Below are 23812 nucleotides of genomic sequence, written 5' to 3'. Positions count from 1 at the left end.
TTGTTGTTGTTGTTGTTGTTGTTGTTGTTGTTGTTGTTGTTGTTGTTGTTGTTGTTGTTGTTGTTGTTGTTGTTGTTGTTGTTGTTGTTGTTGTTGTTGTTGTTGTTGTTGTTGTTGTTGTTGTTGTGCATTGCTTTCAAAGGAAGTTTTTTAGAGATGAGATTTATCTTATTGTTTTATTAGAAAAAAACGATAAAAGAAGTTCTTTTCACTATTCTTAATTGTAATTAATCAAAAAATAAATCAATTTATTGGGCATCATAAAATTAAATTGGCGTTATTTAAATAATTCATAAATTTAAAAACACTTTCCGCGCATTTTATTATTCAGGTCAAAATAAAAAGCAAGCATACTTTATAAACCTAGGCTTATAATTATACTTGCTTTTAAAACGATTTTTGAGAAAATAATTTTTCTTAAAAATTAATTCGTAATTTACATGTGCATCAAACAAACAAAATATATCGCTGCCTTTATACTAAAATTGTTTTTTTGCTCTTGATCTAGAGTACCCGAACAAACGCTTTTGTTTAATGGTTTCTGCAATGCCTTCGGGTAACATTTCTTCCCAGCCTTCTTCGCCATTCATAATCATTTTTAACACAGTTCTAGAAAAAATATCTAAACTATCTTTGTCAAAATCTTTAATGTCTACAAGTCTACCGTTTTGTTTAAAGAATTTATACAACTCTTTCATTCGTGGGTGTACTTTTAAGTTTTCACTGTTAATGTATTCTCTAGATTCTTGGTCATGATAAGGATACATATATACCTTTAAATCTTTATGAAATAATTTACCAAATGCCTCTAAAATACCACCACTTAAATCTCTATAATATTTTTCATCAAAAATCTGAATTAAGTTGTAAACGCCCATGGCTAGTGCCATTCTCTCTTTGGTAAACTCACTAAAATATTCTACTAATTTAAAATATTGTTGAAAGCTAGTAATCATTACATTTTGCCCTAAAGAGCATAAAAGTTCTGCGCGGTCTAGAAAGTCTCTTTCGTTAATTTTACCTTCTGCAGATAAGTTGCTTAAGGTAATTTCGAAAATAACTTGAGTCTTTTCTTCCTTTACTTTATTTTCTTTAAGAAACAATTTTTTAGATTGTTCAAACATGTCCATATTTACCTTGGTAACCGGTCTAAAACTACCACGTAGGGCTAAAATATTTTTTTTATAAAGTACTTGAGGGGGTAATAAATTATTGCCATCAGGTCCGAACATTACTGCATTTGTCATTCCGTTTTTAAGCAGTTGTAAACTCATTAATCGATTATCAACATACATAAAACGCGGGCCAGAAAAGTTAATCATGTCTATTTCTAACTGATGATTTCCTAAATTATCGTAAAAAGATTTTACCAATTCTTTCGGGTTATCATTCAAGTAAAAAGCACCATAAATTAAATTTACACCTAAAATACCTAATGTTTCTTGTTGTAAACGCGCATCAGTTTCTTTAAAACGAAGGTGTAAAACAATCTCATTATAATCTTCTAAAGGGTCTAGTTGAAAACGAATACCAACCCAACCATGACCTTTAAATTTTCTGGCAAAATCTATGGTAGTTACCGTATTTGCGTAACTAAAAAATAATTTATCAGGATGTTTTTGTCTACTTAATCGATCTTCAATTAAATCAATTTCGTGACGCAGCATCGTTTGCAAACGGGGCTGTGTTACATACCGCCCATCTTCTTCCATACCATAAATGGCATCAGAAAAATCTTTATCGTAAGCACTCATTGCTTTTGCAATTGTACCAGAAGCGCCGCCTGATCTAAAAAAATTACGAGCAGTTTCTTGTCCTGCTCCAATTTCTGCAAAAGTTCCGTAAATATCTTTGTTTAAATTTATTCTTAATGCTTTACTTTTAGTTGTTGGTACACTACTAATTTCTTGATCTCCCCTTAAAGATATGGCCATATTAGGTATTTTTTGTCGAAACAAATGTACTGAATAAGATTGCTATGAGTCAATTTTTATCTTATTTTTGTTCTAATGATTACGACAAAAAAACTGTTAAAAATTACCTTTTTAGGCACGGGTACTTCGCAAGGAGTGCCTATGATAGCCAGCAAAGACCCTGTTTGTTTATCAACCGATTTAAAAGATAAACGCTTGCGTTCTTCTATTTTAATCTCTTGGGATGATTTTACGTATGTTGTAGATTGTGGCCCAGATTTTAGACAACAAATGTTACGAGAAAATGTGCAGTTGGTAAATGGTGTTTTTTTTACGCACGAGCATTCAGATCATACCGCGGGGCTAGACGATTTACGTCCGTTTTGTTATAAGATAGGAGAGATGCCTATTTATATAAATAAGAGAACATTAGAGAGTTTAGAGCAACGTTTTCAGTATATTTTTAGCAAAGAAAACAGGTATCCAGGAGCACCAAGTGTGCAACCCAATATCGTAGATAAAGATCCTTTTTTGGTTGATGATTTGCAGGTAATTCCTTTAGAAGTTATGCATGGAAATTTGCCAGTTACTGCTTATAGAATTCAAGATTTTGCCTACTTAACCGATGTAAAAAGTATCACAGATTCAGAAAAAGAAAAGCTAAAAAATTTAGATGTTTTAGTGATTAATGCGTTGCGAATCGACGAACATCCTACACATTTTAGTTTACAAAATGCGTTAGATTTTGTTGCTGAAATAAAACCTAAAAGGGCTTATTTTACACATATCAGCCATAAATTAGGCTTTCATGCAGCAGTCTCTAAACAGTTACCAAAGAATGTTTTTTTGGCCTATGACGGTTTAAAAATAGAAGTATAGATTTTTATACTTTATTTGATAGGTCAGTACTTATAGGTTTTTGTGCGCAATGTTAAGTTGGGCAAATTCATTTCATGGGGATTGGGTATATTATATATGAATTCTAATTAGATCACTAAGTTCTATTGTATATTATTAAGAAAAATAATAAATAAATAAATAAATAAAATAAAACGTGCTTTTTTTTTTTGAAAAAAGAAAAGCACGTTCTAATGTTTACAGGTAATTTTTAATGAGGAACTGTTTATTTTTAGTTAGGTACAAAAATAAGTCCATTAGCTCTGAAACCATTTGATTTATCGTTATACCAAGCTGCATCAATGTTTCCATTTGACTCCGCCCATGATCCAAATTTTAAGTAAGCTTTGGTAATGTCTTCAAATTCAATTACCCAATCAAACTTACCAGCAGTATGAATAGCCCATGGCAAATTATCAGCACTTAAAAAATATTTATTGTTAGCCACAGATGAATCGTCGTTAAGCTGCTGAAAATATGCACTATCAAACAAATCTGAAGGTTTATTTTGTGGAAGGTGTATTTCTCTACCCCTAGTTCCAGGAACTCCGTCTACAGTAGTGCCTACGATCATAAAAGGATTAAAAGTAGCACCAATATTTAAATCACTAAATGTCATGGGAACACCACTCTCGTTAAAATCAATCTCTACAACAATAGTTCTAGGTTGGGTATAACCGCGAGCATTTTCTGTATTAGCACCAGTTCCTCCACCTGTTGTTGGCATTACCCTAAACGCATCATCAAAAACAATAATGGTTGCTTTATTTTGACCAATTTCAAGACCATTGTTTCCGATGTTAAAGACGGTACTATTTGTTACATCATATCCGGTCACAGAAGTTATAGCGCTTGGGTCAACTGTTGGTAGTGTAAACCCAAAACCACTGCGTGTAGAGGCTCCAAATGCTTTTATTAGAATAGTAGCGGTAATGCTTTGCACAATTTCTTGGTTGTCTTTAACAATCTTAAAATCATAGTCAAGCACAAGGTCGTTAAAATCTGCATCTCCCATTGCTGGATATAAATCTTCAAAAGCTAATGATCCGCCATATTGTTCAGAAGGAAAATCACCACAGCCTTGAATTGTTTCTTCTAAAGTGCCTCCATTCGGAGTTGTAACTACGAGTTTAAATACTTCGTCAGTTATGGCTGCTGAAATTACTTCTAGAGTTTCATCAGCATCCAATTGATAAGTACCATTATCTACTTGTTCATTATTTTTAAATAAGGTGTACACTTGGTCAGTTGTCATATCGCTACCTATATTCGTAATGGTGAAAATCACATCTGGATTTACGTCATCACACTTTGAAATAAGTTCAACAGAGTTTTGTTCGGGAATAAAGAACGTTACTTGATCAGTACTTACAGCTCCAGTTGTAGAAAGCATTCTTCCGTTTAATTTTCCACCAGCTGCCATAGAAACTGCACCAGGATTGCTAATTAAATTTCCAATCATCGTAGTTCCAGCAGCCAAAGCAATTGCTCCCCCAGATAGCCAGAAAACATTTTCTTGTGAAGCACCATTGATCAAAACCACTGTTGCATTTGCACCCGTGGTAAACGCTCCGGCAACTTTAAAAATAAATACAGCATTTGGATTATCTTCTCCATCTAAAATAAGCGTGGTCGCTGTTGTTATTGATGCAGCTCCTCCGAATTCATAAACACCTGGAAATAATGTCTCATTGCCGAAAGCTGGCGCGTGTGCTGGTTTTGTTGCTCCTCTATTCGTTAATAAAGTAACAAGAGCGCTTAAATCTGCAATTGCATCTTGGGTAATACTATTAGAATTGTGAACATCCCCATTATGAACTGTAATGCCTCCTGTATCGCCTCCATAACCAGTAATAGCACCATTATTTGTGCCAATATCACCTGTGATATCTGATTGACCAGTATTCGCTACTGCTCCCTCTACTGTGTAAAGAGTAAAGTTTGCAATTAAGCCAAGATCAATTGCTGAAACAGTATTTTTTCTAGCTGATTTATTAGAGGTGTTAAAGTCATAAGATAATGAGCTATTACTTATTAAATCTACGTTTGATTCGTTAGCACTGTCGTAACTTATTTTTAGTTCCTTAATATAAGAAGGAACAGTAATTTTAGTATTTACAATTCTTGATCCGTCATCTGGATACCCACGAAAATATTTTATTGTACCATCGCTATTCGTTATCGTTAGTGGTTTAATGTCTCCGTCATTTGGCAAAACCACGGAAACAGCTAACGTTTGATTCGTTTTCCAGTCAAAGTCTGCCGGAATGATCAAATCGTTTATAGACTCAATAGCTGATTCTGGTAAATCAATAAATTCGGGTTTTATACAGCTATGAAACATAGTTGTTACCAAAAGTAATAAAATAATAATTTTGCTATTTTTCATGAGGTGGTTTTTTACTTGTTCGCCAAATGTAGACTTGTTCAGCAAAGAAAGGATTTCTAAAAGCCTAAAGGTAGTTTTGTACAGACGAACGGGGGTTAACTAAAGTAAAGATACACTTTTTAGCCACATCAAAAGAAATATATCTATAGTATTGAAAAATAGATGGTTGCTGTGAGTTCCTTTTTGCAGCTTCGTTTTCTAAACAAGTTAGAACAGTTGTAAAATATACTTTAAGACTTTTATATATCGTTTAAAAGATTTATTGCATCGTTTAGCCGAGAATTATTTAGTTGAATGCAGTCTTAACCGCTAATTATTTGTTTGTTTTTTAAGTCTACTTTAAATACTTGATCAATAAGCTAGTCGTTTTGAAGTATTTTATGCTTTTCTACATTAGAAAACGAAAGGATACGTTAAAAGGCTGCAAACTTTTAATTTAATAACTTTATCTTTAAAATAATGACATCGCTTATAGGCCTGTCTTCAGCGTTTGTTTTAACGCTTGCAATTGTATCTAATACTTCTATCCCTTTTACAACTTCACCAAATACTGTATAGTTTTGGTCTAAATAGGGTGCACCACCAATAGACTTATAGATTTCGCGCTGTTCTTTAGGAATCTTATATAGTTTAAACTTCTCTTCTGTATTTGCCAAATACAAAATACTGTCCATTAATTTATTATAGCGGTTCATTTTATCTTGTTTACTCGCTTTATCTATTGAATCACGTAAAGATTTTTTTCTGTTATGATTCCTAAAAAATTCTCGAGCTACATTTCGATTAATATTAACTTCTGATAATTTTAAGAGGCTATCGTTTAGCTTTTCGCCTTGCACAATATAGAATTGCATTCCGCTAGATGCTCTTTCAGGATTATCACCTCTGGCAGCAGCAAGTGCTCCTTTTTTATGAAATAGTTTAGCATTGAATTCTGCATCTATTAAATAGGGTGCATCTCCATCGCCGAGCGATACTTTTGGTTGTGCATTTCTGCTATCTGGGTCGCCACCTTGAATCATAAATTCATGTATAATTCGATGAAAAAGAAGACTATCGTAGGCATTATTATTTACCAGATTAATCATATTATCTCGATGCAAGGGTGTCTCGTTATAGAGCTCGACAATCATAGATCCATAATTGGTAGTTATGGCTATTTTGGTACGATTTTCTTGTGAATCATTTAATAGTTCACTTTGTTTTTTGCATCCGAAGATTGAACCGATAAGTAGTGCTAATAAAAAAAAATTAAGTAGGGATTTCATCTTTTTCTTGTTTTGTATTTCGTTGCTAAAGGCAGCGCAAATAGGGGGTTAATTTCTAGCTATTTTAAGTACGTTAATTACTGCTAAATTAGAGGTATTTTAAGCAAGGGCATACAGGAAAAACCCTTTTTTTTAATCTAAATAATTTTTTTTATTGTACTAAAATCGTCAATAATATAATCGGCGTTTTTTAAAGTTTGATCTGCGGCCATTGGGTTTCTATAACCAAAAACAAAAATACCCGCATCATTTGCTGCTTGAATTCCGTTATCAGAATCTTCAATAATAATGCAGTTTTCTTTTGGTGTGTTTCCTAAAACGGCAGCTTTTTCAAATATTTCAGGATGTGGTTTTGAAGCTGTTAAATCTGCACCAGAAATTTTTGCCGAAAAATAGGTATTTAAATCGAATCGGTTAAAAACTCGATCAATATTTACCATTGCCGAAGAGGAAGCTAAAATTAACGTCAGATTTTTGTAATAACAATGTTCTATCAACTCTTTAACACCAGCAACTAAATGCAATGTTGGGTCATTTTCAAAGAAATTTACGTACCGTTTTCTTTTTTCTAAAACGAGTTCTTCAGGATTTAAGTCTAACTTAAAATGGGCTACTAATTTTTGAAAAGCATTGATGGTAGAGGATCCTGTGAGCGATTTATAAAGAACATCAGAAACAGCAACACCAATAGCGCTAAAGGTTTCATAATAAGCTTTTTTATGGATTTCTTCAGAGTCTATAATAACACCGTCCATATCAAAAATGACACATCTTATTTCTTTTGGTACATTCATGTTAGCTAGGAATTAGATAGGAATAAAGGAATAAAAAAAATAAATTAATTGTGATGCCAAAGAGCATTTGAAATTTTTTAGGTTCTTTAAAACTTTTTAAGAACTGTAAGAATCCAATAAAGGATAAAAGAATGATAGCAAAAGCTAATAAACCAATGATTGTAAAAATTATATAAGCATTTTTATCACTCATTTCTAAAGACAAAACGGCAATAGCTATGATTAAAACCAAAGAAAATAAAGAACATTTTATGGCTATTAACGAGTACTTATTCATGATTTACTCTAAAAACTTGTCTTTTAATTCCGCAGTTGGTAGCATACAGCTTTCTTTTTTGCCAAACCATTTGTAGCGGTTTTTGGCTATAAAGTCATAAATATAATCTCTAAAAGATTCCGGAAAAAGCAAACCTATTTGGGTTATGTACCAAAGTCCGCCAAAATCGTTCATTATTTTTAAGGCGGCGGTAGATTTTAAGTCATAGGCAACGCCAGGCTCATATAAAATTATAGAATCAATTTTAGAAGTATCAATTTTTAAATGATCCGTAATTTCTTTTCCAGATACAGATTGCAAAGCTGCGAATAAAAAAGAATCTTTTTTATCATTTTTAATGACTTCTAAAACCGCGGTGTTGCATAAATTACAAACACCGTCAAATAAAATTACTTTCTTATTACTAGGAATATGAACCATAAGTTTTGTGCAGATTATCAAATACAAAGATACCTTAACTTTCTTTATAAGTATATGTTTTACGAGTGGTTTACAAGTTGTTTTTTTGTTTTGTATATTTTATAAACTTCAACAAAAATTTAAAAAGGGCTATTGTTTACTTCTAATGTACATCTTAAAATCGAGTTATAATAACTAGATTTTTTGATATAAGTGGGTGGTTTAGAAAAAATAGTTATTTTCCTGTAACATTATTAAAGAACACACGTCTTATGTGTGTATTTAATGTTTGTTATTAGTTTTTAACAAAATATTAGTAACCGCAAATAAATGCATTGAATACTTTTATATCAAAATAAACCAACTAATGATTAGAATAGAAAATTTGCATAAATCTTATCCTATGGGAAAAGACGCTCTACATGTTTTAAAAGGTATTAATTTACACATAAAAGAAGGCGAATTTGTCTCTATTATGGGGTCATCTGGTTCAGGTAAATCTACCTTATTAAATATTGTTGGTTTACTTGATGTGCATGACGAAGGAGAGTATTATTTAAATGATCAGTTAATTAAAGACATGAATGAGAAAAAAGCAGCTTTGTTGCGTAATAAATTTCTTGGTTTTGTTTTTCAGTCTTTTAATTTAATATCTTACAAAACGGCATTAGAAAACGTGGCATTACCATTGTATTATAAAGGAATGAGTAGAAAAGAGCGTTTAATTGTTGCTATGGAATATTTAGACAAAGTAGGTTTAAAAGCTTGGGCAAATCATTTACCAAATGAGCTTTCTGGAGGACAAAAACAGCGTGTTGCCATCGCAAGAGCATTGGTTACAAAACCAAAAGTTGTTTTGGCAGATGAGCCAACTGGTGCGCTAGATTCTACTACTTCAGATTCAGTGATGCAACTACTAAAAGATATTAATAATGAAGGAATGACTGTTTTTGTTATTACACATGAAGAAGAAGTTGCAGAGCAAACCAAAAGAATTGTGCGTTTAAAAGATGGTCTTATTATTAGTGACAAATATACAAAAGCATCTAAAGCCGTTTAATTATGTTCGATTTAGATCGTTGGAGAGAAATTTTTCAAAGTATCAATAAAAACAGGTTGCGTTCGGTAATGTCTGGATTTACGGTTGCTTTTGCCATTTTATTATTTACTTTATTGTTTGGTATTGTTACAGGGTTAAGCAATTCTTTTAAAACTGCTTTTTCAGATGATGCTCAAAATTCTATGGAAGTCCGAGTTAGGAAAACCACGATACCTTTTAAAGGCATGCAAACAGGAAGAAAGATTCAATTAAAAAATGAAGATTATAATTTTGTAGGAAACGAATACGAAAGCAAGATTCAATACCAATCGGCGATAATTTATAAAAACTTTACGCTAAAATATAAAAACGAAGCGGGCACTTACAGTGTAAATGCCGTAAACCCAGACAACCAGTTTTTAGAAAAAACAATTATAGAAGAAGGACGTTTTTTAAATGAAAGAGATTTAAGAAAAAACTCTAAAGTAATTGTAATTGGTCGGTTGATAAAACAAGATTTATTTGGTGAAAAACCAGCTTTAGGAAAACGATTAAATATGAATGGAAGTTCTTATTTAATCATCGGTATTTTTTCTGATGAAGGAGGCGATAATGATGAAAGGATAGCCTATATCCCGATTACAACCGCTCAAATGATTTATGGTAATAATGATTATATCAGTCAAATTGTGGTGGGTTATAATCCTGATTTAAGTTTAGATGGCGCCATTGCATTCGGAAATAAAATGGAACGCGATTTGCGTAAAAGAATGAATATTCATCCAGATGATCAAAGTGCACTATCTGTAAGAAATATGGCAGATGCAAATAAAGGAGTTGGTCAGTTTTTGGCAATTTTGTACGCTTTAGTAATTTTAGTAGGTTCTGGTACGCTAGTAGCAGGCATTATAGGGATTAGTAATATTATGATTTTTGTAATTAAAGAAAGAACAAAAGAATTCGGAATCAGAAAGGCTTTGGGCGCAAAACCATCTTCTATTGTGGGTATGGTTGTGCAAGAGTCGGTTTTAATTACGGCAATTTCAGGATATTTTGGACTCTTTTTAGGAACCTACATCTTAACGTTAATAGGAGATAGTTTAGAGAAAGATTACTTTATTAAAGACCCAAGTGTAAGTTCTGGTATTGTGTTTGGAGCCACTGTAGTCTTAATTTTATCAGGGCTAATTGCAGCATATGTGCCTGCAAAAAGAGCCGCAAATATTAAACCAATTGAAGCATTAAGAGCAGATTAACTATGAGTTTTTTATTCGATTCAGATACTTGGCAAGAAATTTACGGAAGCATCCGTAAAAATAAAGTGAGAACATCAATTACAATTATTGGGGTTTTATGGGGCATTTTTCTTTTGGTAGTTCTTTTAGGAGCTGCAAGAGGAATGGAAAATGGTTTTAACAAACTGTTTGGTAATTTTGCTACAAATAGTGTGTTTATTTTTACAGGATCTACAGATACTCCTTTTAAAGGTTTTCAAGAAGGACGAAGGTTTCGTTTAAATATGAACGATATAAAGGTTTTAAAATCTGAATATGAAGAAGAGATTAAATTTTTAGCACCACGAAACCGAACAAGCAACTTAATTGTTCATGATTTTAAATCAGGAAACTTTCAAGTAAGTGGAGATTATCCGATCATAGATAAAATTCAAAAAAAACAATTATTATACGGACGTTTTTTGAATAATAACGATATTGTAAATGCATCAAAGGTGACTGTTATATCCGAAGATATGTACAAACAATTGTTTGACAAAGATGTAATGCCGATTGGAGAGTATATAAAAATAAATAGTATCAATTATAAAGTTATTGGCGTGTACTCTCCTTCTAGTAGAATAAATATCGATGGCGATACCGCTTTTATCCCTTTTTCAACCTATAGCAGAGTTTACAATACTGCCGATAAAGTAGATTGGATGGTTATTACAGCAAATGAAGGCACAAATATTGAGCAAATGGAAAGCGATGTTTTACTGACCTTAAAAGGTTTGCACAACGTTCATCCAGAAGATAAAAGAGCTTTTGGTTCTTTTAATTTAGGAACCCAAATAGCCAAATTTACCGGCTTTTTAACAGGCATACAATTCTTAACTTGGTTTGTGGGTATTGCTACTTTAATTGCAGGAGTTTTTGCAATTGGTAATATTTTAGTAATTACAGTAAAAGAGCGTACTCAAGAAATAGGAATACGAAGAGCGCTCGGAGCAACACCAAAAAGCATCCGTCAACAAATTATATTAGAGTCTGTTTTTTTAACCACAATAGCAGGTATGTTAGGAATTATTTTAGGAGCATTCGTGTTGTATATTATTGATGCTAATTTTGGTCAAGGACCAGATGCTGCACTTGTAAACCCAACTGTAAATATTCCTATTATTATGATCGCATTTGTCACTTTAATTGTGCTAGGAACCTTAATAGGTTTAATACCTGCGCATATGGCAACAGTAGTAAGACCAATAGAAGCATTAAGAGAAGAATAAAATCAATCAATTAACAAAGTCATGAGTAAAAGATCAAAAATTATTTTAATTATTATAAGTATAATGTTCGTTGCCGCATTAATTTGGTTCGGTAAAAAGAACGAAAAAGGTATTTTAGAATACGAAACCGAAACACCTTTTAAAACTACAATTGTTAAAAAGACGGTAGCTACAGGTAAGGTTATCCCGTTAGAAGAAATTGAAATTAAACCACAAATTACCGGAATTATTGATAAAATTTTATTGACAGAAGGAGCAATGGTTACAAAAGGTGATTTAATTGCAACCGTTAGGGTTGTGCCTAATGAGCAATCTTTAATTAGCGCAAAGGGTAGGGTAGACAATATTAACATTCGTTTAAAAAACGCTAAAATTTCTTACGATAGAAATAAAAATTTATTTGATAAAGGCGTGATTTCTAGAGCAGAATATGAATCAGTAGAATTAACGTATAATTCAGCTTTGCAAGACTTAAAGAATGCTCAAAACGATTATGTAATTATTAAAAGAGGTTCTGCCGCTTCAGGAGGTGCCGCCAATACAAACATCATGGCGCAAATGACGGGAATTATTTTAGAGATTCCTGTAAAAGAAGGCGATCAAGTTATTCAAGCCAATAATTTTAATGCGGGTACTACCATTGCTTCTATAGCAGATATGACTAAAATGATTTTTGAAGGAAAAGTAGATGAGTCTGAAGTAGGAAAACTAGTAAAAGGAACTGACATTGAAGTTTCTATTGGTGCTATTGAAGGAGCTAAATTTCCAGCAAAATTAAATTTTATTGCACCACAAGGAACAGAAGAGGCAGGAGCGGTACAATTTAAAATTAAAGCAGATGTTTCTTTAGATGATAAATACTTTATTAGAGCGGGTTATAGCGCAAATGCAGATATTATTTTAGAGAAAAAAGACAGTGTTTTGTCTGTAAAAGAAGCGTTGTTAAGGTTTGATAAAAAAACAGAAGAGCCCTATGTAGAGGTTCAAAAAGAAGACGGAACTTTTGAAAAGAAAACTTTAAAATTAGGTACTTCTGATGGCGTAAATGTAGAGGTTTTAGAGGGAGTGACTATAGATGATAAAATTAAAATTTGGAATAAAGCTTCTGGTAGCGATGCCAATAAATTGAATTGATCATAAGGTTAGTAAATTGTGAAAGGAGGAGCTTAATTCTATTAAGACCCTCCTTTTTTTTATTTAAAACTAATTATTAGGATTATCTCCATTAAAACTACTGCAATAAAATTTGTCCTTTTTAAAGAAACTTACTTCATAAATCTCTCAAAAATAAATGACAAATTGCAAACAATCAGTAAAACTGTTTGATTTTTTTTTAATTTTAAAAGCCAAAAGCCAAACCTAATTCCACCAGACTAGAAAAAACTTTTCAATTTCTCCATTGGGCTTTTTTAGCCAACAAAGCGGAGAAAAATTTCGTTCTAAATATTCTTTTTTGTCATTTTTAAATTGCTGAAAATTTAACCAATCCACATTTTGATGAGGTTGAACCAGCCAATCTTTTTTGATGGGAATATAAAATTTAGAATCGTAAAATTGTTTTAATTCTTTTTGGTTCACGTAAAAGCCACTAATACATTCGTTATTTAACGATGTTAATTGTAGCGTTGAGTTAGCAAACGGAACAAATAATTGCGCTTTAAAATAAACTTTTTGTGTTATCTCGGTACTTTTTAAATCGATAGATTTTAAATAGTTCACACATTCATTAGCATAGAGGAGCGGTAACTGTTTGTTCTTTAGTTTTGTTAATTTTTCTACTAACGAATCTTTTCTATTAGGACCAATAAAATGTGCAATTTCAGTGTTTCCAACAGAACTATCGTACACATAAAACTTATAGATAATTTCTAGATGAATCGGATTCCCGTTTTTTAAAAGAATACAGTCGAGCTCTCCTAAAGTTCTTTTTTCTTGCTGAATTTGAACATTCTCACATAGAATATCAATAGTGTTTTCTTGTTCTAATTGATAAGACACAAAACGTTCTATATATCTACCCAGTCGTAATCTTTCATCAATCGCAATATTTATTTTTGATGATTTTTCTTTAATATCAAATTGATTTAGTTCAAAAATAGCGTCGTTTTTCCACAAACAAGGAGTTTGTAAAAACCCGTCATACCTTTTTTGAATATCTTTTGTTTTTTGATGCATATTAGAAAACCATAAATTTCACTAATTTTCACCAATAATTAAGCAATTTTAAGGTTTTATTTATCATAAAATTTTACGTAGTTCTAATTTACCTCAATAAAATCTTTGCATATTATTTTACTCCTAATCACTCGTTAAAATCTGTTTAAAAATAAAATTTTTATAAATCTCTAAATCCTCTCAATGAATCTCTGCGGAATAGTTCCGAAAAAAATGGCAACAAAAACTTATGTCAATCTCCGTGAACCATTTTGCACACAAATACCCATAAGCAGCTATAAACATCATTAAATAGTAGTGAAAGTAGGCGAAATACATATCAAAAAGAGATGTCTATCTCTCTACAAAACTTTGTCAAACTCTTTGAAATTAGTAAAATTCGTATGTTAGTTTTTTTAATCTAAATCTTGAATTTCAGGTGTTCTAATCTCTATAATTCTTCGTAAATTTATCCTTTAAAACTCAACTACAATGCAATTCGAAGAATCAACTTTTCAATTTCTCAATAATCTTCAAAAAAATAACGACAGAGATTGGTTTGCAGATGAAAAAGAAACGTATTTAATAGCGCAAAAGAATGCCAAAGAAGTATTTGCAGAAATTTATAAAAATTTGCAGATACATGATGAAATAGAAAAATCTAAAATGATGCGTATTTATAGAGATGTTCGTTTTTCTAATGATAAAACACCCTATAAAGCACATTTTGCAAATTCTTATTCAAGATTGGGAAAAGAATTAAGGGGTGGCTATTTTTTAAGAATTAGGCCAGGAGCATCTTTTTTAGCGGGTGGCTTTTGGGAACCGACTAAAGATGATTTATTTAGAATTAGAAAAGAAATAGCTCAAGACGCATCAGAAATTAGAGCAATTTTAGAATCTAAAGAATACAAAAAGCATTTTGGAGGGCAATTTGAAAGTTTTAGCGAATTAAAAACAGCACCAAGAGGTTTTGATAAAGAACATCCAGATGTGGATTTATTGCGCAAAAAAGGATTTATAGCAAGCAAGAGTTTTACAGATGAACAGGTTTTATCTGAAAATTTTATTGAGGAAGTTGGAGAAAGTTATAAAGCAATGCGTCCGTTTTTTAATTTGTTTAGCGACATTTTAACAACTAATTTAAATGGAGAGTCGGTGGTTTAACACTGGTTTATTTTTAATTAATCTGTGTAAATTTGCAGAGAGTGTATAAGTTTTAGAGAGGAAATTTCTAACCAAATTATCTGATTTTTGTTTGATTTAGTGAGTTTTAGTTTTACTTGCGTTTAATCTTTCATATTTCAGCACTCATAACTCCGAAAAGAATTAAAGAGTTTATAAGTAAAAAGAATATTCCGGTTATATTTATAAATACCATCTTATTCAGTACACTCTTTACTTTTAGTATTCCCCAAAGTCCAACCCCAAATAGCGTTAAAGTGATTAAAAGACCTCCAATTTCGTAAAAAAAAGAAGTAAAATACTAGGTATCCAAAGAATAAGAAAAACAGTGATTAGTGTATTTTGAATTTTTGGTCTATTTATATTTTCAATATGATAAAGAGTTATTGCTCTAGAAATTATCAACGGAATACTTAGCAGGAGGTTAATAGCAATTACTAATTCACTCCAAACAAATGGTTGTATCCAAATGAATAGAATTAAAGAAATAGAAATTATTGAAAAACCTACAACATTGGTTAAACTTAAATATCTTATTATTTTTTTTACTTTTAAATAGCACTCCAACAGCTAAAAATATTATTTAAGATTCTTACGTACCTCTCGTTTTAAAACTAAAACAGTTATTAATGTTGACATTATATCTGCAATAGGAAAAGACCACCAAACCCCACTAACGCCATAATATTTCGGTAAAATATAGGCTAACGGAATTAAGAAAATCCCTTGTTTTAAAAGTGTTAAAATTAAAGCAGGCATTGCTTTTCCTGCCGCTTGAAAGTAGGCAGAACCAATTAATTGCATCGTAATAATTGGTGTTGCCAAAAACACAATTAACATGGCGTTGGGTGTAGTAGCCAGTAACGTAGTTTCGTCGGTAAAAATCCAGATGACTTCTTCTCTAAAAATTATAATTCCGATAAAAATAATGGTTCCTAAAATAGAACCAAAATAAATAGATGTTTTAATGGTTTCTTTTACACGATCATTTTTTTCTGCACCAATATTAAAACCAGCAACTGGTAAAAAACCTTGCGTAACCCCTAAAACAGGAGATAATGAAAACATCATAACTCGGTTAATAATTCCGAAAATTGCAATAGAAATTTCACCTCCGTATTTAAACAAAGAATAATTTAATACAATCATAAGTACACTTACAGCGCCCTGCCGTACAATGGTGATACCGCCTAAAGCAAAGATTTCTTTGACAATATTTAGATTTAATTTAAAGTTTTTTGGTATTATTTTTAATTCACTTTTAGAGGATAAAAAGAAATATAAAATATACAAACCACAGCTGGCATAAGAAAGAGAAGTAGCTAAACCTGCTCCATACATGCCCCAGTCAAAAAATTTAATAAAAAGAATATCAAGTAAAATATTTAAAACTGCAGGTACCATCATGGCATACATGGCAAATTTTGGTTTTCCTTCTGCCCTAATTACAGGGTTGCCCATCATGGCAAAGGCTAAAAACGGAACACCATAAATAATAACACCAAAATATTCTGATGCAATTGGCAAAATATCGCCTTTTGCGCCAAATAAATTTAAAATAGGCACGCTAAAAATATTCCCTAATGTTACAAAAATGATAGCTAAAATAAGGGTTAAACAAATCTGATTGCCAAAAGTTAAAAATGCTTTTTCAGAATTATTTGCTCCTAAAGCTCTAGAGATAATAGAGCTTCCTCCAATACCAATTCCCATACCAATAGAAGATATTAAAAAAGCGATTGGTAAAACTACCGTAATGGCAGCAATTGCTAAAACACCAATCCATTGTCCTACAAATATAGTGTCAACAATCATGTTTAAAGACATTACAAGAATTCCAATAGTTGCAGGAACGGCTTGTTTTATCAATAATTTACTAATTTTTTCTGTGCCTAATGTGTTTGTTAATTTCGTCATAAATAGGCTACAAAGATGGTTATAAATTAAATCTTTTATGGAATTCTGGCATCAATAATTGTTATAGATATATTAAAATATATAAATTTGCCAAAATCGATAAAAGTGAACAACGTTTTTATATTAACCATTACGGTTTCATTAGAAGATATAGACACATTACAACATGTAAATAATCTAGTTTATGTAAAATGGATGGATGAAATTGCAACAAATCATTGGTCTTTTTTAACAAAAGACACTCCGTTGCCCCAATATGTTTGGGTAGTGATGCGCCATGAAATAGATTATTTAAAACAAGCTACTTTAGGCGATGAGATTGTTGTGAAAACTTGGGTGGGAGAAACAAGAGGAATCACTTCTATACGTTTTATGGAGTTTTATAGTAATGATGTTTTATTGGTAAAAGCAAAAACAGTTTGGGCAATGTTAGATGCCAAAACGTTTAAACCAGCAAGAATAAGAGAAGATGTTTTAAAGGTTTTGATGCCCAAGAAATAATAAAAAATTACTGCTAAATTGTTTATGGTAAAGAAATTTTATGTTTTTTGATTTACTATTGTAACTTTTAAGTGTTTTATTTAGAATAGCAGAGAATTTCAAAATATGAATAGTGGTTTTAGTTTAGTTTTAAAGTTTTTATTGCAATAATTTGCAAATACCGCACTGATAATTGGTGAATTATTGACTACACAAATATCAAATTCCTTTAGGCGTTATTAAAATCAATAAAAGTATCTTTGCACAAAATTTAAAACAATGTCTACATTTTCTGCATTAGGAATTCGCGAAGATTATATAAAATCGATTAAAGAAATCGGTATTTCTACACCCTCTGAAATTCAAGAGAAAGCCATTCCTATTTTATTAAATGCTAAAACTGATTTTATTGGTTTAGCACAAACAGGAACCGGAAAAACTGCGGCTTTTGGTTTGCCTGTATTGCATCAAATAGATACAGAATCAAACCATATTCAAGCCTTAATTTTATCGCCAACAAGAGAATTGGTGCAACAAATTAAAAAGCAGCTTTTTAAGTTTACAAAGTATGTAGATGAAAAGATTTTTTTAGAAGCTGTTTTTGGAGGTGAAAAAATTGATAGACAAATTAAAAATTTAAAAAGAACAACACATGTCGTTGTGGCCACTCCTGGAAGATTAATTGATTTAATAGAACGTGGAGATGTCGATATAAGTCATGTAACTACTGTTATTTTAGATGAAGCTGACGAAATGTTAAGCATGGGTTTTAAACAAGATTTGAATAGAATTTTAAAATTCACGACGAAAAATGACAGAAATATTTGGTTGTTTTCTGCAACAATGCCAGAAGAAATTAAGAAAATTGTAAAAACATACATGGAGCCAAATGCGCCAAGAGTTGAAATAAACCCGAAGTCTTTGGTAAATGAAAATATAAGACACCAATTTGTTAGAACAACCATTAAAGAGAAAACAGGTTTAATTACTACCTTTTTAGAAAAAAGAGGAAGACAAAGAGGAATTATTTTTTGCAGAACAAAAGCTGGTGCTCAAAATTTAGCGGTTCAATTAATTGAAGAAGGGTTTTCTGCGGCTGCTTTAGAGGGGGATATGCAACAAAAAGAGCGCGATAAAGTAATGCGTGCTTTTAAAAATGAAAGTTTACAATATTTAATTTCTACCGATGTTGCTGCTCGCGGAATTGATGTTAGAGGTTTAGAGTTTGTGATTCACCATCAATTACCAGAGCAAACAGAATATTATACACATAGAAGTGGAAGAACTGCAAGAGCCGGCAAAACAGGTATTTCTCTTGCGTTGGTTTTACCTTATGAAATAGAAAGAGTGCATGAAATTCAGAAAGAATTAAATATCCATTTTACAGAAGTAGACGTGTAAAATGGAGATTATTTATGTCATAGATATTCTAGGAACTTTTGCTTTTGCCATTAGTGGCGCGTTGGTTGCGCTTGATAAAAAATTCGATATATTTGGCGTTATCATTATCGCTTTTGTAACGGCTGTTGGTGGCGGAATGTTGCGTGATATTTTAATCGATGCACATCCCATAAACTGGATTGGCGATTTAAATTATTTATATACTATCTTTTCTGCTGTTATTTTTACGTTTCTTGTTAAAAGTAAAATTGCTTATTTAAGCAAAACAATGTTTTTGTTTGATACCATCGGTATTAGTGTTTTTACTTTGTTAGGTTTACAAAAAGGGCTCTCTTATGATTTACACCCTTTAGTAGCTGTAATTATGGGAATGATTTCTGCGGTTTTTGGTGGGGTTTTACGAGATGTTTTAACAAACAGGGTTCCTTTAATTTTTGAGAAAGAAATATATGCTTCTGCATGTTTAGCAGGCGGAGTAACCTACTTAATTTTAAAGCATTTTAGGGTAGATGAAAATATAAACTTTATAATCTCGGCATCTGTTGTTGTGTTTATTAGAGCTATTGCGGTAAGATTTTCTCTAGAACTTCCTAAAATAAAAGTAGATCTATTCAAAAAATTCGAATAATAAAAAAAGCGGAGCATTATGCTCCGCTTTTTTTATTTCAATTAAATTTTAAATTTATTTTACATCTTGTAGTAATTCTTTTATCGATCTTAAAAGTTGTTGATCAATACCGTTGTTTATTTGCCCAGGCATGTTTTTTACTTTAATCATGGGTTCTGTTTGGTTGTTTTCCATCCATTCGCCAGCTTTGTTTTTCGCACTTACGGGCACAACACCCCAATAAGAACCATTTGGTAAACCCTCCCAACCAGCAAAACTACAGGTTCCGGGAACTGGCATTCCTACTGTTTTTCCAATTTTTAAATCGGTGTAACCAGAGGCATAACAATGACCATCAGAATACATATCTTCATTAAAAATAGAAAGTGTAGGTTTTGTAAAACGAGAAGTTGGTTCGCCGCCAACTACTTTTGCCCCGGTAGCGTAAGTTATAAAAGGAACTCCTGTAAAAAACATCGCTAAATCGGCAACTAAATCTCCACCACCGTTAAAACGAGTATCTACAATAACGCCTTTTTTATCTGAATATTTACCCATCATATCTTGGTAAATACTTCTATATGGACCATCGCTCATTCCAGGAATATGAACATATCCTAATTGCCCATTACTTAATTTTTCTACTTCTTTTTCATTTATTTTAATCCATCGGTTATATAAAAGATTATTTTCTGCACCTATAGAAATTGGTTTTACAGTAATTGTTTGGGTCTTTTTAGTTGTAGGATTTAAAATATTTAACAACATAAACTCGCCAACTTTTCTATTGAAGTATTTAGAGACATCTTCATTTTTATCAACCGTAATACCATCTATTTTTTGAATAATACTGCCAACTTCTATGTTAAATTTAGCTTTATCTAGCGGGCCATCTTTAATAATTTCTTGAATTAAAATTCCATCCTCTTTAAAATTAAAATCCATAAAAATACCAAGAGATCCGGTTTCGTCTTTATTTGAAACTTCGCTACCACTATAACCTGCACCCGCATGAGAAACGTTTAATTCTCCTAACATTTCAGATAACATTTCAGAAAATTCATACGCATTACCAATATGCGGTAAGTACTTTTTATATTCTGTTTTCATATTGTCCCAATTAATTCCATGAAAATCCGGATGGTAAAAAACAGCATTTGTACGAATCCAAACATGCTGAAACATTGCTTCTCTTTCTGCGTATTCGTCTAATTTAATTTCAGAATTTATTTCTACTACTTTACTCTTTTCTGTTTCAGGGTTTAATTTTGTTATTTTTCCACTGCTTAAAAGGTATAGGTTTTCGGTTTTTTTATCCCATTCCAAGCTGCCAGAACGCGTGTCTAGTTTCATTAGCATTTTAGTTTCTTTGGTACGTAAATTTGTACTCCATAAATTAGATTTGCCTTCAAAGCTTGCTAAATAATAAAGTACATCGCCTTTTTTAGAAAGTACAGCATCTCCTAAACTAGAAGAATGAATCGTTAACCTTTTAGTTCTATCTTTCATAGAACCCCAATCGAACTTTAATGGTTTTATAGTGTCTTTGTTCGATTCTTTGTTATCTTTCTTTTTATCCTTTTTCTTGTCAGATTTTTTTGCTTTTTCTGCTTTCTCTTTTTCCTTTTTTTCTTCTGCTTTAATGGCTTCCATTAATTTGTAATCTTCATCACTTAAATTAAATTCGTCCCAAGCATCTTGCGTAAAAAACATACTATACACATCACTTTGAGATCTACCACTTGTAGCATACGATTTAAGACCGTTTCTATTGCTAAACCATAACATTTGTTTGCCATCATTTACCCATTTTGGGTAGTAATCAGCGTAACCGCTTTCGTTTAAATTAATTCGTTTAGAACCATCGGCTGCCATTAATAAAACTTCGTTATTACTTAATGTTTTACCCCAATCTACCAATAACCAATCACTATCTGGGCTCCATGTAAAATATTTATCGCCATCACTCATGTGAAATAAATCTTCTGGAGTTAATAAAGTAACCTCCTTTTTAGAGGCGATATCTTTTATTTTTAAGGTTCTTCTGCCTTCTATAAATGCTATTTTTTTACCATCTGGCGAATATTGAGCAAGATAATTATCAACCCTATTTTCTATGATTGCCTCTTCTTTTATTAAAGTAGCTGCATAAAAGAAAGGTTCTTCTTTTCTTAATTTTTCATTTTTATAAACATTCCATTTTCCATTACGTTCACTGCTGTAAATTACAGACTTTCCTTCGGGTCCCCAAGAAACAAAACGTTCGTTTTCTGGCGTATTGGTTAATCTTTTTGTGAACGTTTTATCTACAGAGGTCACAAATACTTCTCCTCTTGCAATAAACGCAATTTCTAAACCGTTGGGTGAAATTGCCATTTCGTCGATACCACCATTAATAGAGACAAATTTCTCTGTATTTTCTTTATCTTGGGTAATGATGTTTACATTTATTTTTTTAGGAGTTTCTCCTTCTTGCATCGAATATAATTCGCCATCATAACCAAAAGAAAGAACGCCGTTACCAAAGCTTAAAAAACGCACCGGATGTACTTTAAAATTTGTGAGTTGTTGGTCTTGGTTTGTGTTTTTTAAAGAACGTTTATGAACGTTAAAAGAGCCACTTCTTTCACTCAAAAAATACATGCTTTTTTCATCTTCACTAAAAACAGGTTGTCTGTCTTCTGCAGTATTATTGGTAATCATTGTATGTACATTAGTGGTTGTGTTTAGCATCCAAATATCTCTTGTTATAGCAGATGTGTGATGTTTTCTCCATTCATTTTCTCCACCTTTTTTATCGTGGTATAACATGCTTTTTCCGTCTTTAGAATATTGTATATATTCTGCAGGAATCGTTAATAGTTGCGAAACTCTTCCTGATGTTACAGGAACACTATACAATTCTGTTTGCGAATCACTAGGATATTGTCTGTGGTTGGTGGCATCTTGTCTTAAAGCACCAAAAACAATAGCGGTATCATTTGCAGAAAAAGAATATGGATGCTCATTGTTAGAGTGAAAAGTTAACCTTGTTGCCTCGCCACCAACGGAGTTCATTACATAAATATCAAAATTACCATATCGGTTAGATGCAAATGCAATTTTAGAACCATCTTTGCTCCAAACAGCCTTATAATCATGCGCATTATGGTAGGTAAGTTGTTGTGCATTTCCTCCAGTAGTGTTCACTTTATAAAGGTCTCCTTTATAGGTAAACGCAATTTGAGTTCCGTCTGGTGAAATAGCCGAATGTCGCATCCACTGCGGATTATCTTGACTAAAAATGGAAAGGGAAAAAAGTGTAAAAAAGAGTACTAGTGGTTTCATGTTTGATATTTTTTGACTAATTTAATCAATTACTAAATACAAAAATAATTTTTTAAAATAAATAAGATGAAACCAATAGCTTTTAATGATTTTGACGATTTTAAAGCGATGTTAGCGAAAGATTTACCCGCAGGAAATTGGTATCCGATTCGTCAGCAGATGATTAACGATTTTGCAAATGCTACTTTAGATAAACAATGGATTCATTTAGATGAGAAAAGAGCTGCTAAAGAATCTCCGTTTAAAAGTACTGTTGCGCACGGGTTTATGTCTGTTGCTATGATTTCTAAACTATTAGAGGAAGCTTTTACGATTAAAAGTGTAAAAATGGGTTTGAATTATGGTTTAAATAAAGTTCGTTTTCCGAATCCTGTCCCTGTAAACAGTGAGTTAAGAATGCTTGCTAAAATAACAGCAATTGAAGAACTTGCTAATAACGGAATTAAAGTTACTTTTTTCTGTACCATAGAGATTAAAGGGCAAGAGAAACCAGCTTGCGTAGCAGAGTTTTTGGCCGCTTTATATGAATAGAAAATTTTATAATCATTTTTGTCTGATAAAAGACACAACCTGCTTGCCAGCAGGCAAGGAAACAAGACTTTGTCAACAAACTGTATTTGAGTGACGTGCAAATAAATTGAATTATTTTTTGATTAATTGAAATGAAAAGTAATTAGCATAGCATCGTTACGGTAATTATTTTTGATGAAAGGTAAGCGAAAAAGAAACGATTTATTACGGCATTATAAGGCTAATTTGGTATGACTACAAAAAGAACAATTTATAGGACAATTTTATTCATAATTAAAAGATCTAACTCAAATCTAAACCCAACAAATTATGTGTAATAATGTGTATTTTATATAGTTAATTGTAACTAAAATGTTTTAAGTGGATACCTGTGTTCTTAAATAACTAAAAAAAATTGTTAGTAGTTTGATGTTCTTTTAAATAAAAAATTATAAGAGTCACGGACACTTTGTAAAGATTATCTTTATAAACATTTAAAGTGTCCATAAAATCAAAACGTATCAAAAAGTATTTTAATCTGATTTTATTAGTTTTTTCCTTCGGATTAATTCCCCGTTTTCTAAAGAAATATTTAGGTAATAAATGCCTGCTTTTAAATACCCAAGTTGTATAGAATTCTCATTTTGAATAGAAAAAACCTTCTTGCCTAAAACATCATAAATATCAATTTTATAGGCATCTGTAAATGAGGTAAGAACCTGTAATTCAGATTTAAACGGATTTGGAAAAAT

Annotated in this window: 20 protein-coding genes; 11 read left to right on the top strand and 9 right to left on the bottom strand. The window is 31.7% G+C overall.

Annotated features, from left to right (window positions below; all coding sequences use genetic code 11):
* A partial coding sequence (locus ES044_RS18430; protein WP_190311489.1) for a hypothetical protein occupies nucleotides 1–221 on the top strand: 221 nt, incomplete at its 5' end.
* 258 nt (nucleotides 222–479) lie between these two features.
* Here the strand turns inward: ES044_RS18430 and ES044_RS03840 are convergent.
* Nucleotides 480–1934 (bottom strand): TonB-dependent receptor, encoded by a 1455-nt coding sequence (locus ES044_RS03840; RefSeq protein ID WP_147186903.1) that lies wholly within the window; start codon nucleotides 1932–1934, stop codon nucleotides 480–482.
* A gap of 75 nt (nucleotides 1935–2009) precedes the next feature.
* Between ES044_RS03840 and ES044_RS03835 the strand changes: the two genes are divergently transcribed.
* Nucleotides 2010–2792 carry an MBL fold metallo-hydrolase gene (locus ES044_RS03835; protein WP_147118766.1) on the top strand — a complete coding sequence of 261 codons (783 nt, stop codon included), beginning with the start codon at nucleotides 2010–2012 and terminating at the stop codon, nucleotides 2790–2792.
* Nucleotides 2793–3042: 250 nt separating this feature from the next.
* Here the strand turns inward: ES044_RS03835 and ES044_RS03830 are convergent, their stop codons facing one another.
* The 4 genes from ES044_RS03830 to ES044_RS03815 form a co-directional block, all read right to left on the bottom strand.
* Entirely contained in the window at nucleotides 3043–5199 is a 2157-nt protein-coding gene (locus tag ES044_RS03830) for an LruC domain-containing protein (RefSeq protein WP_147118767.1), read from the bottom strand.
* Nucleotides 5200–5630: 431 nt separating this feature from the next.
* On the bottom strand, nucleotides 5631–6467 hold the full coding sequence (locus ES044_RS03825) for a peptidylprolyl isomerase (RefSeq protein WP_147118768.1): 837 nt from the start codon (nucleotides 6465–6467) through the stop codon (nucleotides 5631–5633).
* Nucleotides 6468–6604: 137 nt separating this feature from the next.
* Nucleotides 6605–7261, bottom strand: coding sequence for an HAD family hydrolase (locus ES044_RS03820; RefSeq protein WP_147118769.1), 657 nt, complete (start codon nucleotides 7259–7261; stop codon nucleotides 6605–6607).
* Between the two features lie 280 nt (nucleotides 7262–7541).
* Nucleotides 7542–7958, bottom strand: coding sequence for a thiol-disulfide oxidoreductase DCC family protein (locus tag ES044_RS03815; RefSeq protein ID WP_147118770.1), 417 nt, complete (start codon nucleotides 7956–7958; stop codon nucleotides 7542–7544).
* A 346-nt stretch (nucleotides 7959–8304) separates the two neighbouring features.
* On the opposite strand from ES044_RS03815, the gene ES044_RS03810 reads away from it, so the two are divergent.
* The 4 genes from ES044_RS03810 to ES044_RS03795 are packed head-to-tail and all read left to right on the top strand — an operon-like array spanning nucleotide 8305 to nucleotide 12613.
* Nucleotides 8305–8997 carry an ABC transporter ATP-binding protein gene (locus tag ES044_RS03810; protein WP_147118771.1) on the top strand — a complete coding sequence of 231 codons (693 nt, stop codon included), beginning with the start codon at nucleotides 8305–8307 and terminating at the stop codon, nucleotides 8995–8997.
* A 2-nt stretch (nucleotides 8998–8999) separates the two neighbouring features.
* On the top strand, nucleotides 9000–10232 hold the full coding sequence (locus ES044_RS03805) for an ABC transporter permease (RefSeq protein ID WP_147118772.1): 1233 nt from the start codon (nucleotides 9000–9002) through the stop codon (nucleotides 10230–10232).
* A 2-nt stretch (nucleotides 10233–10234) separates the two neighbouring features.
* Nucleotides 10235–11479, top strand: a complete 1245-nt coding sequence (locus ES044_RS03800) for an ABC transporter permease (RefSeq protein WP_147118773.1) — start codon at nucleotides 10235–10237, stop codon at nucleotides 11477–11479.
* Between the two features lie 21 nt (nucleotides 11480–11500).
* Nucleotides 11501–12613: an efflux RND transporter periplasmic adaptor subunit gene (locus ES044_RS03795; RefSeq protein ID WP_147118774.1), complete on the top strand. Its 1113-nt coding sequence runs from the start codon at nucleotides 11501–11503 to the stop codon at nucleotides 12611–12613.
* Nucleotides 12614–12838: 225 nt separating this feature from the next.
* Here ES044_RS03795 and ES044_RS03790 read toward each other — a convergent pair whose 3' ends face one another.
* A complete protein-coding gene (locus ES044_RS03790; RefSeq protein WP_147118775.1) occupies nucleotides 12839–13654 on the bottom strand; it encodes a DUF1853 family protein in 816 nt (271 codons plus the stop codon).
* A 471-nt stretch (nucleotides 13655–14125) separates the two neighbouring features.
* Between ES044_RS03790 and ES044_RS03785 the strand changes: the two genes are divergently transcribed.
* A complete protein-coding gene (locus ES044_RS03785; protein WP_147118776.1) occupies nucleotides 14126–14800 on the top strand; it encodes a DUF2461 domain-containing protein in 675 nt (224 codons plus the stop codon).
* A gap of 597 nt (nucleotides 14801–15397) precedes the next feature.
* Here ES044_RS03785 and ES044_RS03780 read toward each other — a convergent pair.
* The gene (locus ES044_RS03780; protein WP_147118777.1) at nucleotides 15398–16735 is read right to left on the bottom strand and encodes an MATE family efflux transporter; all 1338 of its coding nucleotides are present in this window, start codon (nucleotides 16733–16735) and stop codon (nucleotides 15398–15400) included.
* Between the two features lie 87 nt (nucleotides 16736–16822).
* On the opposite strand from ES044_RS03780, the gene ES044_RS03775 reads away from it, so the two are divergent.
* The 3 genes from ES044_RS03775 (at nucleotide 16823) to ES044_RS03765 (ending at nucleotide 19244) form a co-directional block, all read left to right on the top strand.
* Nucleotides 16823–17236 (top strand): acyl-CoA thioesterase, encoded by a 414-nt coding sequence (locus tag ES044_RS03775; protein WP_147118778.1) that lies wholly within the window; start codon nucleotides 16823–16825, stop codon nucleotides 17234–17236.
* A gap of 258 nt (nucleotides 17237–17494) precedes the next feature.
* Entirely contained in the window at nucleotides 17495–18616 is a 1122-nt protein-coding gene (locus ES044_RS03770) for a DEAD/DEAH box helicase (RefSeq protein WP_147118779.1), read from the top strand.
* Between the two features lies 1 nt (nucleotide 18617).
* Nucleotides 18618–19244, top strand: a complete 627-nt coding sequence (locus ES044_RS03765) for a trimeric intracellular cation channel family protein (protein ID WP_147118780.1) — start codon at nucleotides 18618–18620, stop codon at nucleotides 19242–19244.
* 54 nt (nucleotides 19245–19298) lie between these two features.
* Here ES044_RS03765 and ES044_RS03760 read toward each other — a convergent pair whose 3' ends face one another.
* Nucleotides 19299–22550, bottom strand: coding sequence for a S41 family peptidase (locus ES044_RS03760; RefSeq protein ID WP_147118781.1), 3252 nt, complete (start codon nucleotides 22548–22550; stop codon nucleotides 19299–19301).
* 66 nt (nucleotides 22551–22616) lie between these two features.
* Between ES044_RS03760 and ES044_RS03755 the strand changes: the two genes are divergently transcribed.
* Nucleotides 22617–23081 carry a MaoC family dehydratase gene (locus ES044_RS03755; RefSeq protein WP_147118782.1) on the top strand — a complete coding sequence of 155 codons (465 nt, stop codon included), beginning with the start codon at nucleotides 22617–22619 and terminating at the stop codon, nucleotides 23079–23081.
* A 512-nt stretch (nucleotides 23082–23593) separates the two neighbouring features.
* Here the strand turns inward: ES044_RS03755 and ES044_RS18765 are convergent.
* On the bottom strand, nucleotides 23594–23812 hold the full coding sequence (locus ES044_RS18765; protein WP_223269156.1) for a T9SS type A sorting domain-containing protein: 219 nt from the start codon (nucleotides 23810–23812) through the stop codon (nucleotides 23594–23596).

It is taken from the genome of Polaribacter sp. IC066 (assembly GCF_007997085.1).
GTDB lineage: Bacteria > Bacteroidota > Bacteroidia > Flavobacteriales > Flavobacteriaceae > Polaribacter.
The sequence above is the reverse complement of the archived record's forward strand: the minus strand, read 5'-3'. Positions and strand labels throughout refer to the sequence as shown.

What these genes read in the sequence shown, in the direction of transcription:
- ES044_RS03840 (WP_147186903.1), bottom strand. Translation starts at nt 1,934, where the DNA reads ATGGCCATATCTTTAAGGGGAGATCAAGAAATTAGTAGTGTACCAACA.
- ES044_RS03835 (WP_147118766.1), top strand. Translation starts at nt 2,010, where the DNA reads ATGATTACGACAAAAAAACTGTTAAAAATTACCTTTTTAGGCACGGGT.
- ES044_RS03830 (WP_147118767.1), bottom strand. Translation starts at nt 5,199, where the DNA reads ATGAAAAATAGCAAAATTATTATTTTATTACTTTTGGTAACAACTATG.
- ES044_RS03825 (WP_147118768.1), bottom strand. Translation starts at nt 6,467, where the DNA reads ATGAAATCCCTACTTAATTTTTTTTTATTAGCACTACTTATCGGTTCA.
- ES044_RS03820 (WP_147118769.1), bottom strand. Translation starts at nt 7,261, where the DNA reads ATGAATGTACCAAAAGAAATAAGATGTGTCATTTTTGATATGGACGGT.
- ES044_RS03815 (WP_147118770.1), bottom strand. Translation starts at nt 7,958, where the DNA reads ATGGTTCATATTCCTAGTAATAAGAAAGTAATTTTATTTGACGGTGTT.
- ES044_RS03810 (WP_147118771.1), top strand. Translation starts at nt 8,305, where the DNA reads ATGATTAGAATAGAAAATTTGCATAAATCTTATCCTATGGGAAAAGAC.
- ES044_RS03805 (WP_147118772.1), top strand. Translation starts at nt 9,000, where the DNA reads ATGTTCGATTTAGATCGTTGGAGAGAAATTTTTCAAAGTATCAATAAA.
- ES044_RS03800 (WP_147118773.1), top strand. Translation starts at nt 10,235, where the DNA reads ATGAGTTTTTTATTCGATTCAGATACTTGGCAAGAAATTTACGGAAGC.
- ES044_RS03795 (WP_147118774.1), top strand. Translation starts at nt 11,501, where the DNA reads ATGAGTAAAAGATCAAAAATTATTTTAATTATTATAAGTATAATGTTC.
- ES044_RS03790 (WP_147118775.1), bottom strand. Translation starts at nt 13,654, where the DNA reads ATGCATCAAAAAACAAAAGATATTCAAAAAAGGTATGACGGGTTTTTA.
- ES044_RS03785 (WP_147118776.1), top strand. Translation starts at nt 14,126, where the DNA reads ATGCAATTCGAAGAATCAACTTTTCAATTTCTCAATAATCTTCAAAAA.
- ES044_RS03780 (WP_147118777.1), bottom strand. Translation starts at nt 16,735, where the DNA reads ATGACGAAATTAACAAACACATTAGGCACAGAAAAAATTAGTAAATTA.
- ES044_RS03770 (WP_147118779.1), top strand. Translation starts at nt 17,495, where the DNA reads ATGTCTACATTTTCTGCATTAGGAATTCGCGAAGATTATATAAAATCG.
- ES044_RS03765 (WP_147118780.1), top strand. Translation starts at nt 18,618, where the DNA reads ATGGAGATTATTTATGTCATAGATATTCTAGGAACTTTTGCTTTTGCC.
- ES044_RS03760 (WP_147118781.1), bottom strand. Translation starts at nt 22,550, where the DNA reads ATGAAACCACTAGTACTCTTTTTTACACTTTTTTCCCTTTCCATTTTT.
- ES044_RS03755 (WP_147118782.1), top strand. Translation starts at nt 22,617, where the DNA reads ATGAAACCAATAGCTTTTAATGATTTTGACGATTTTAAAGCGATGTTA.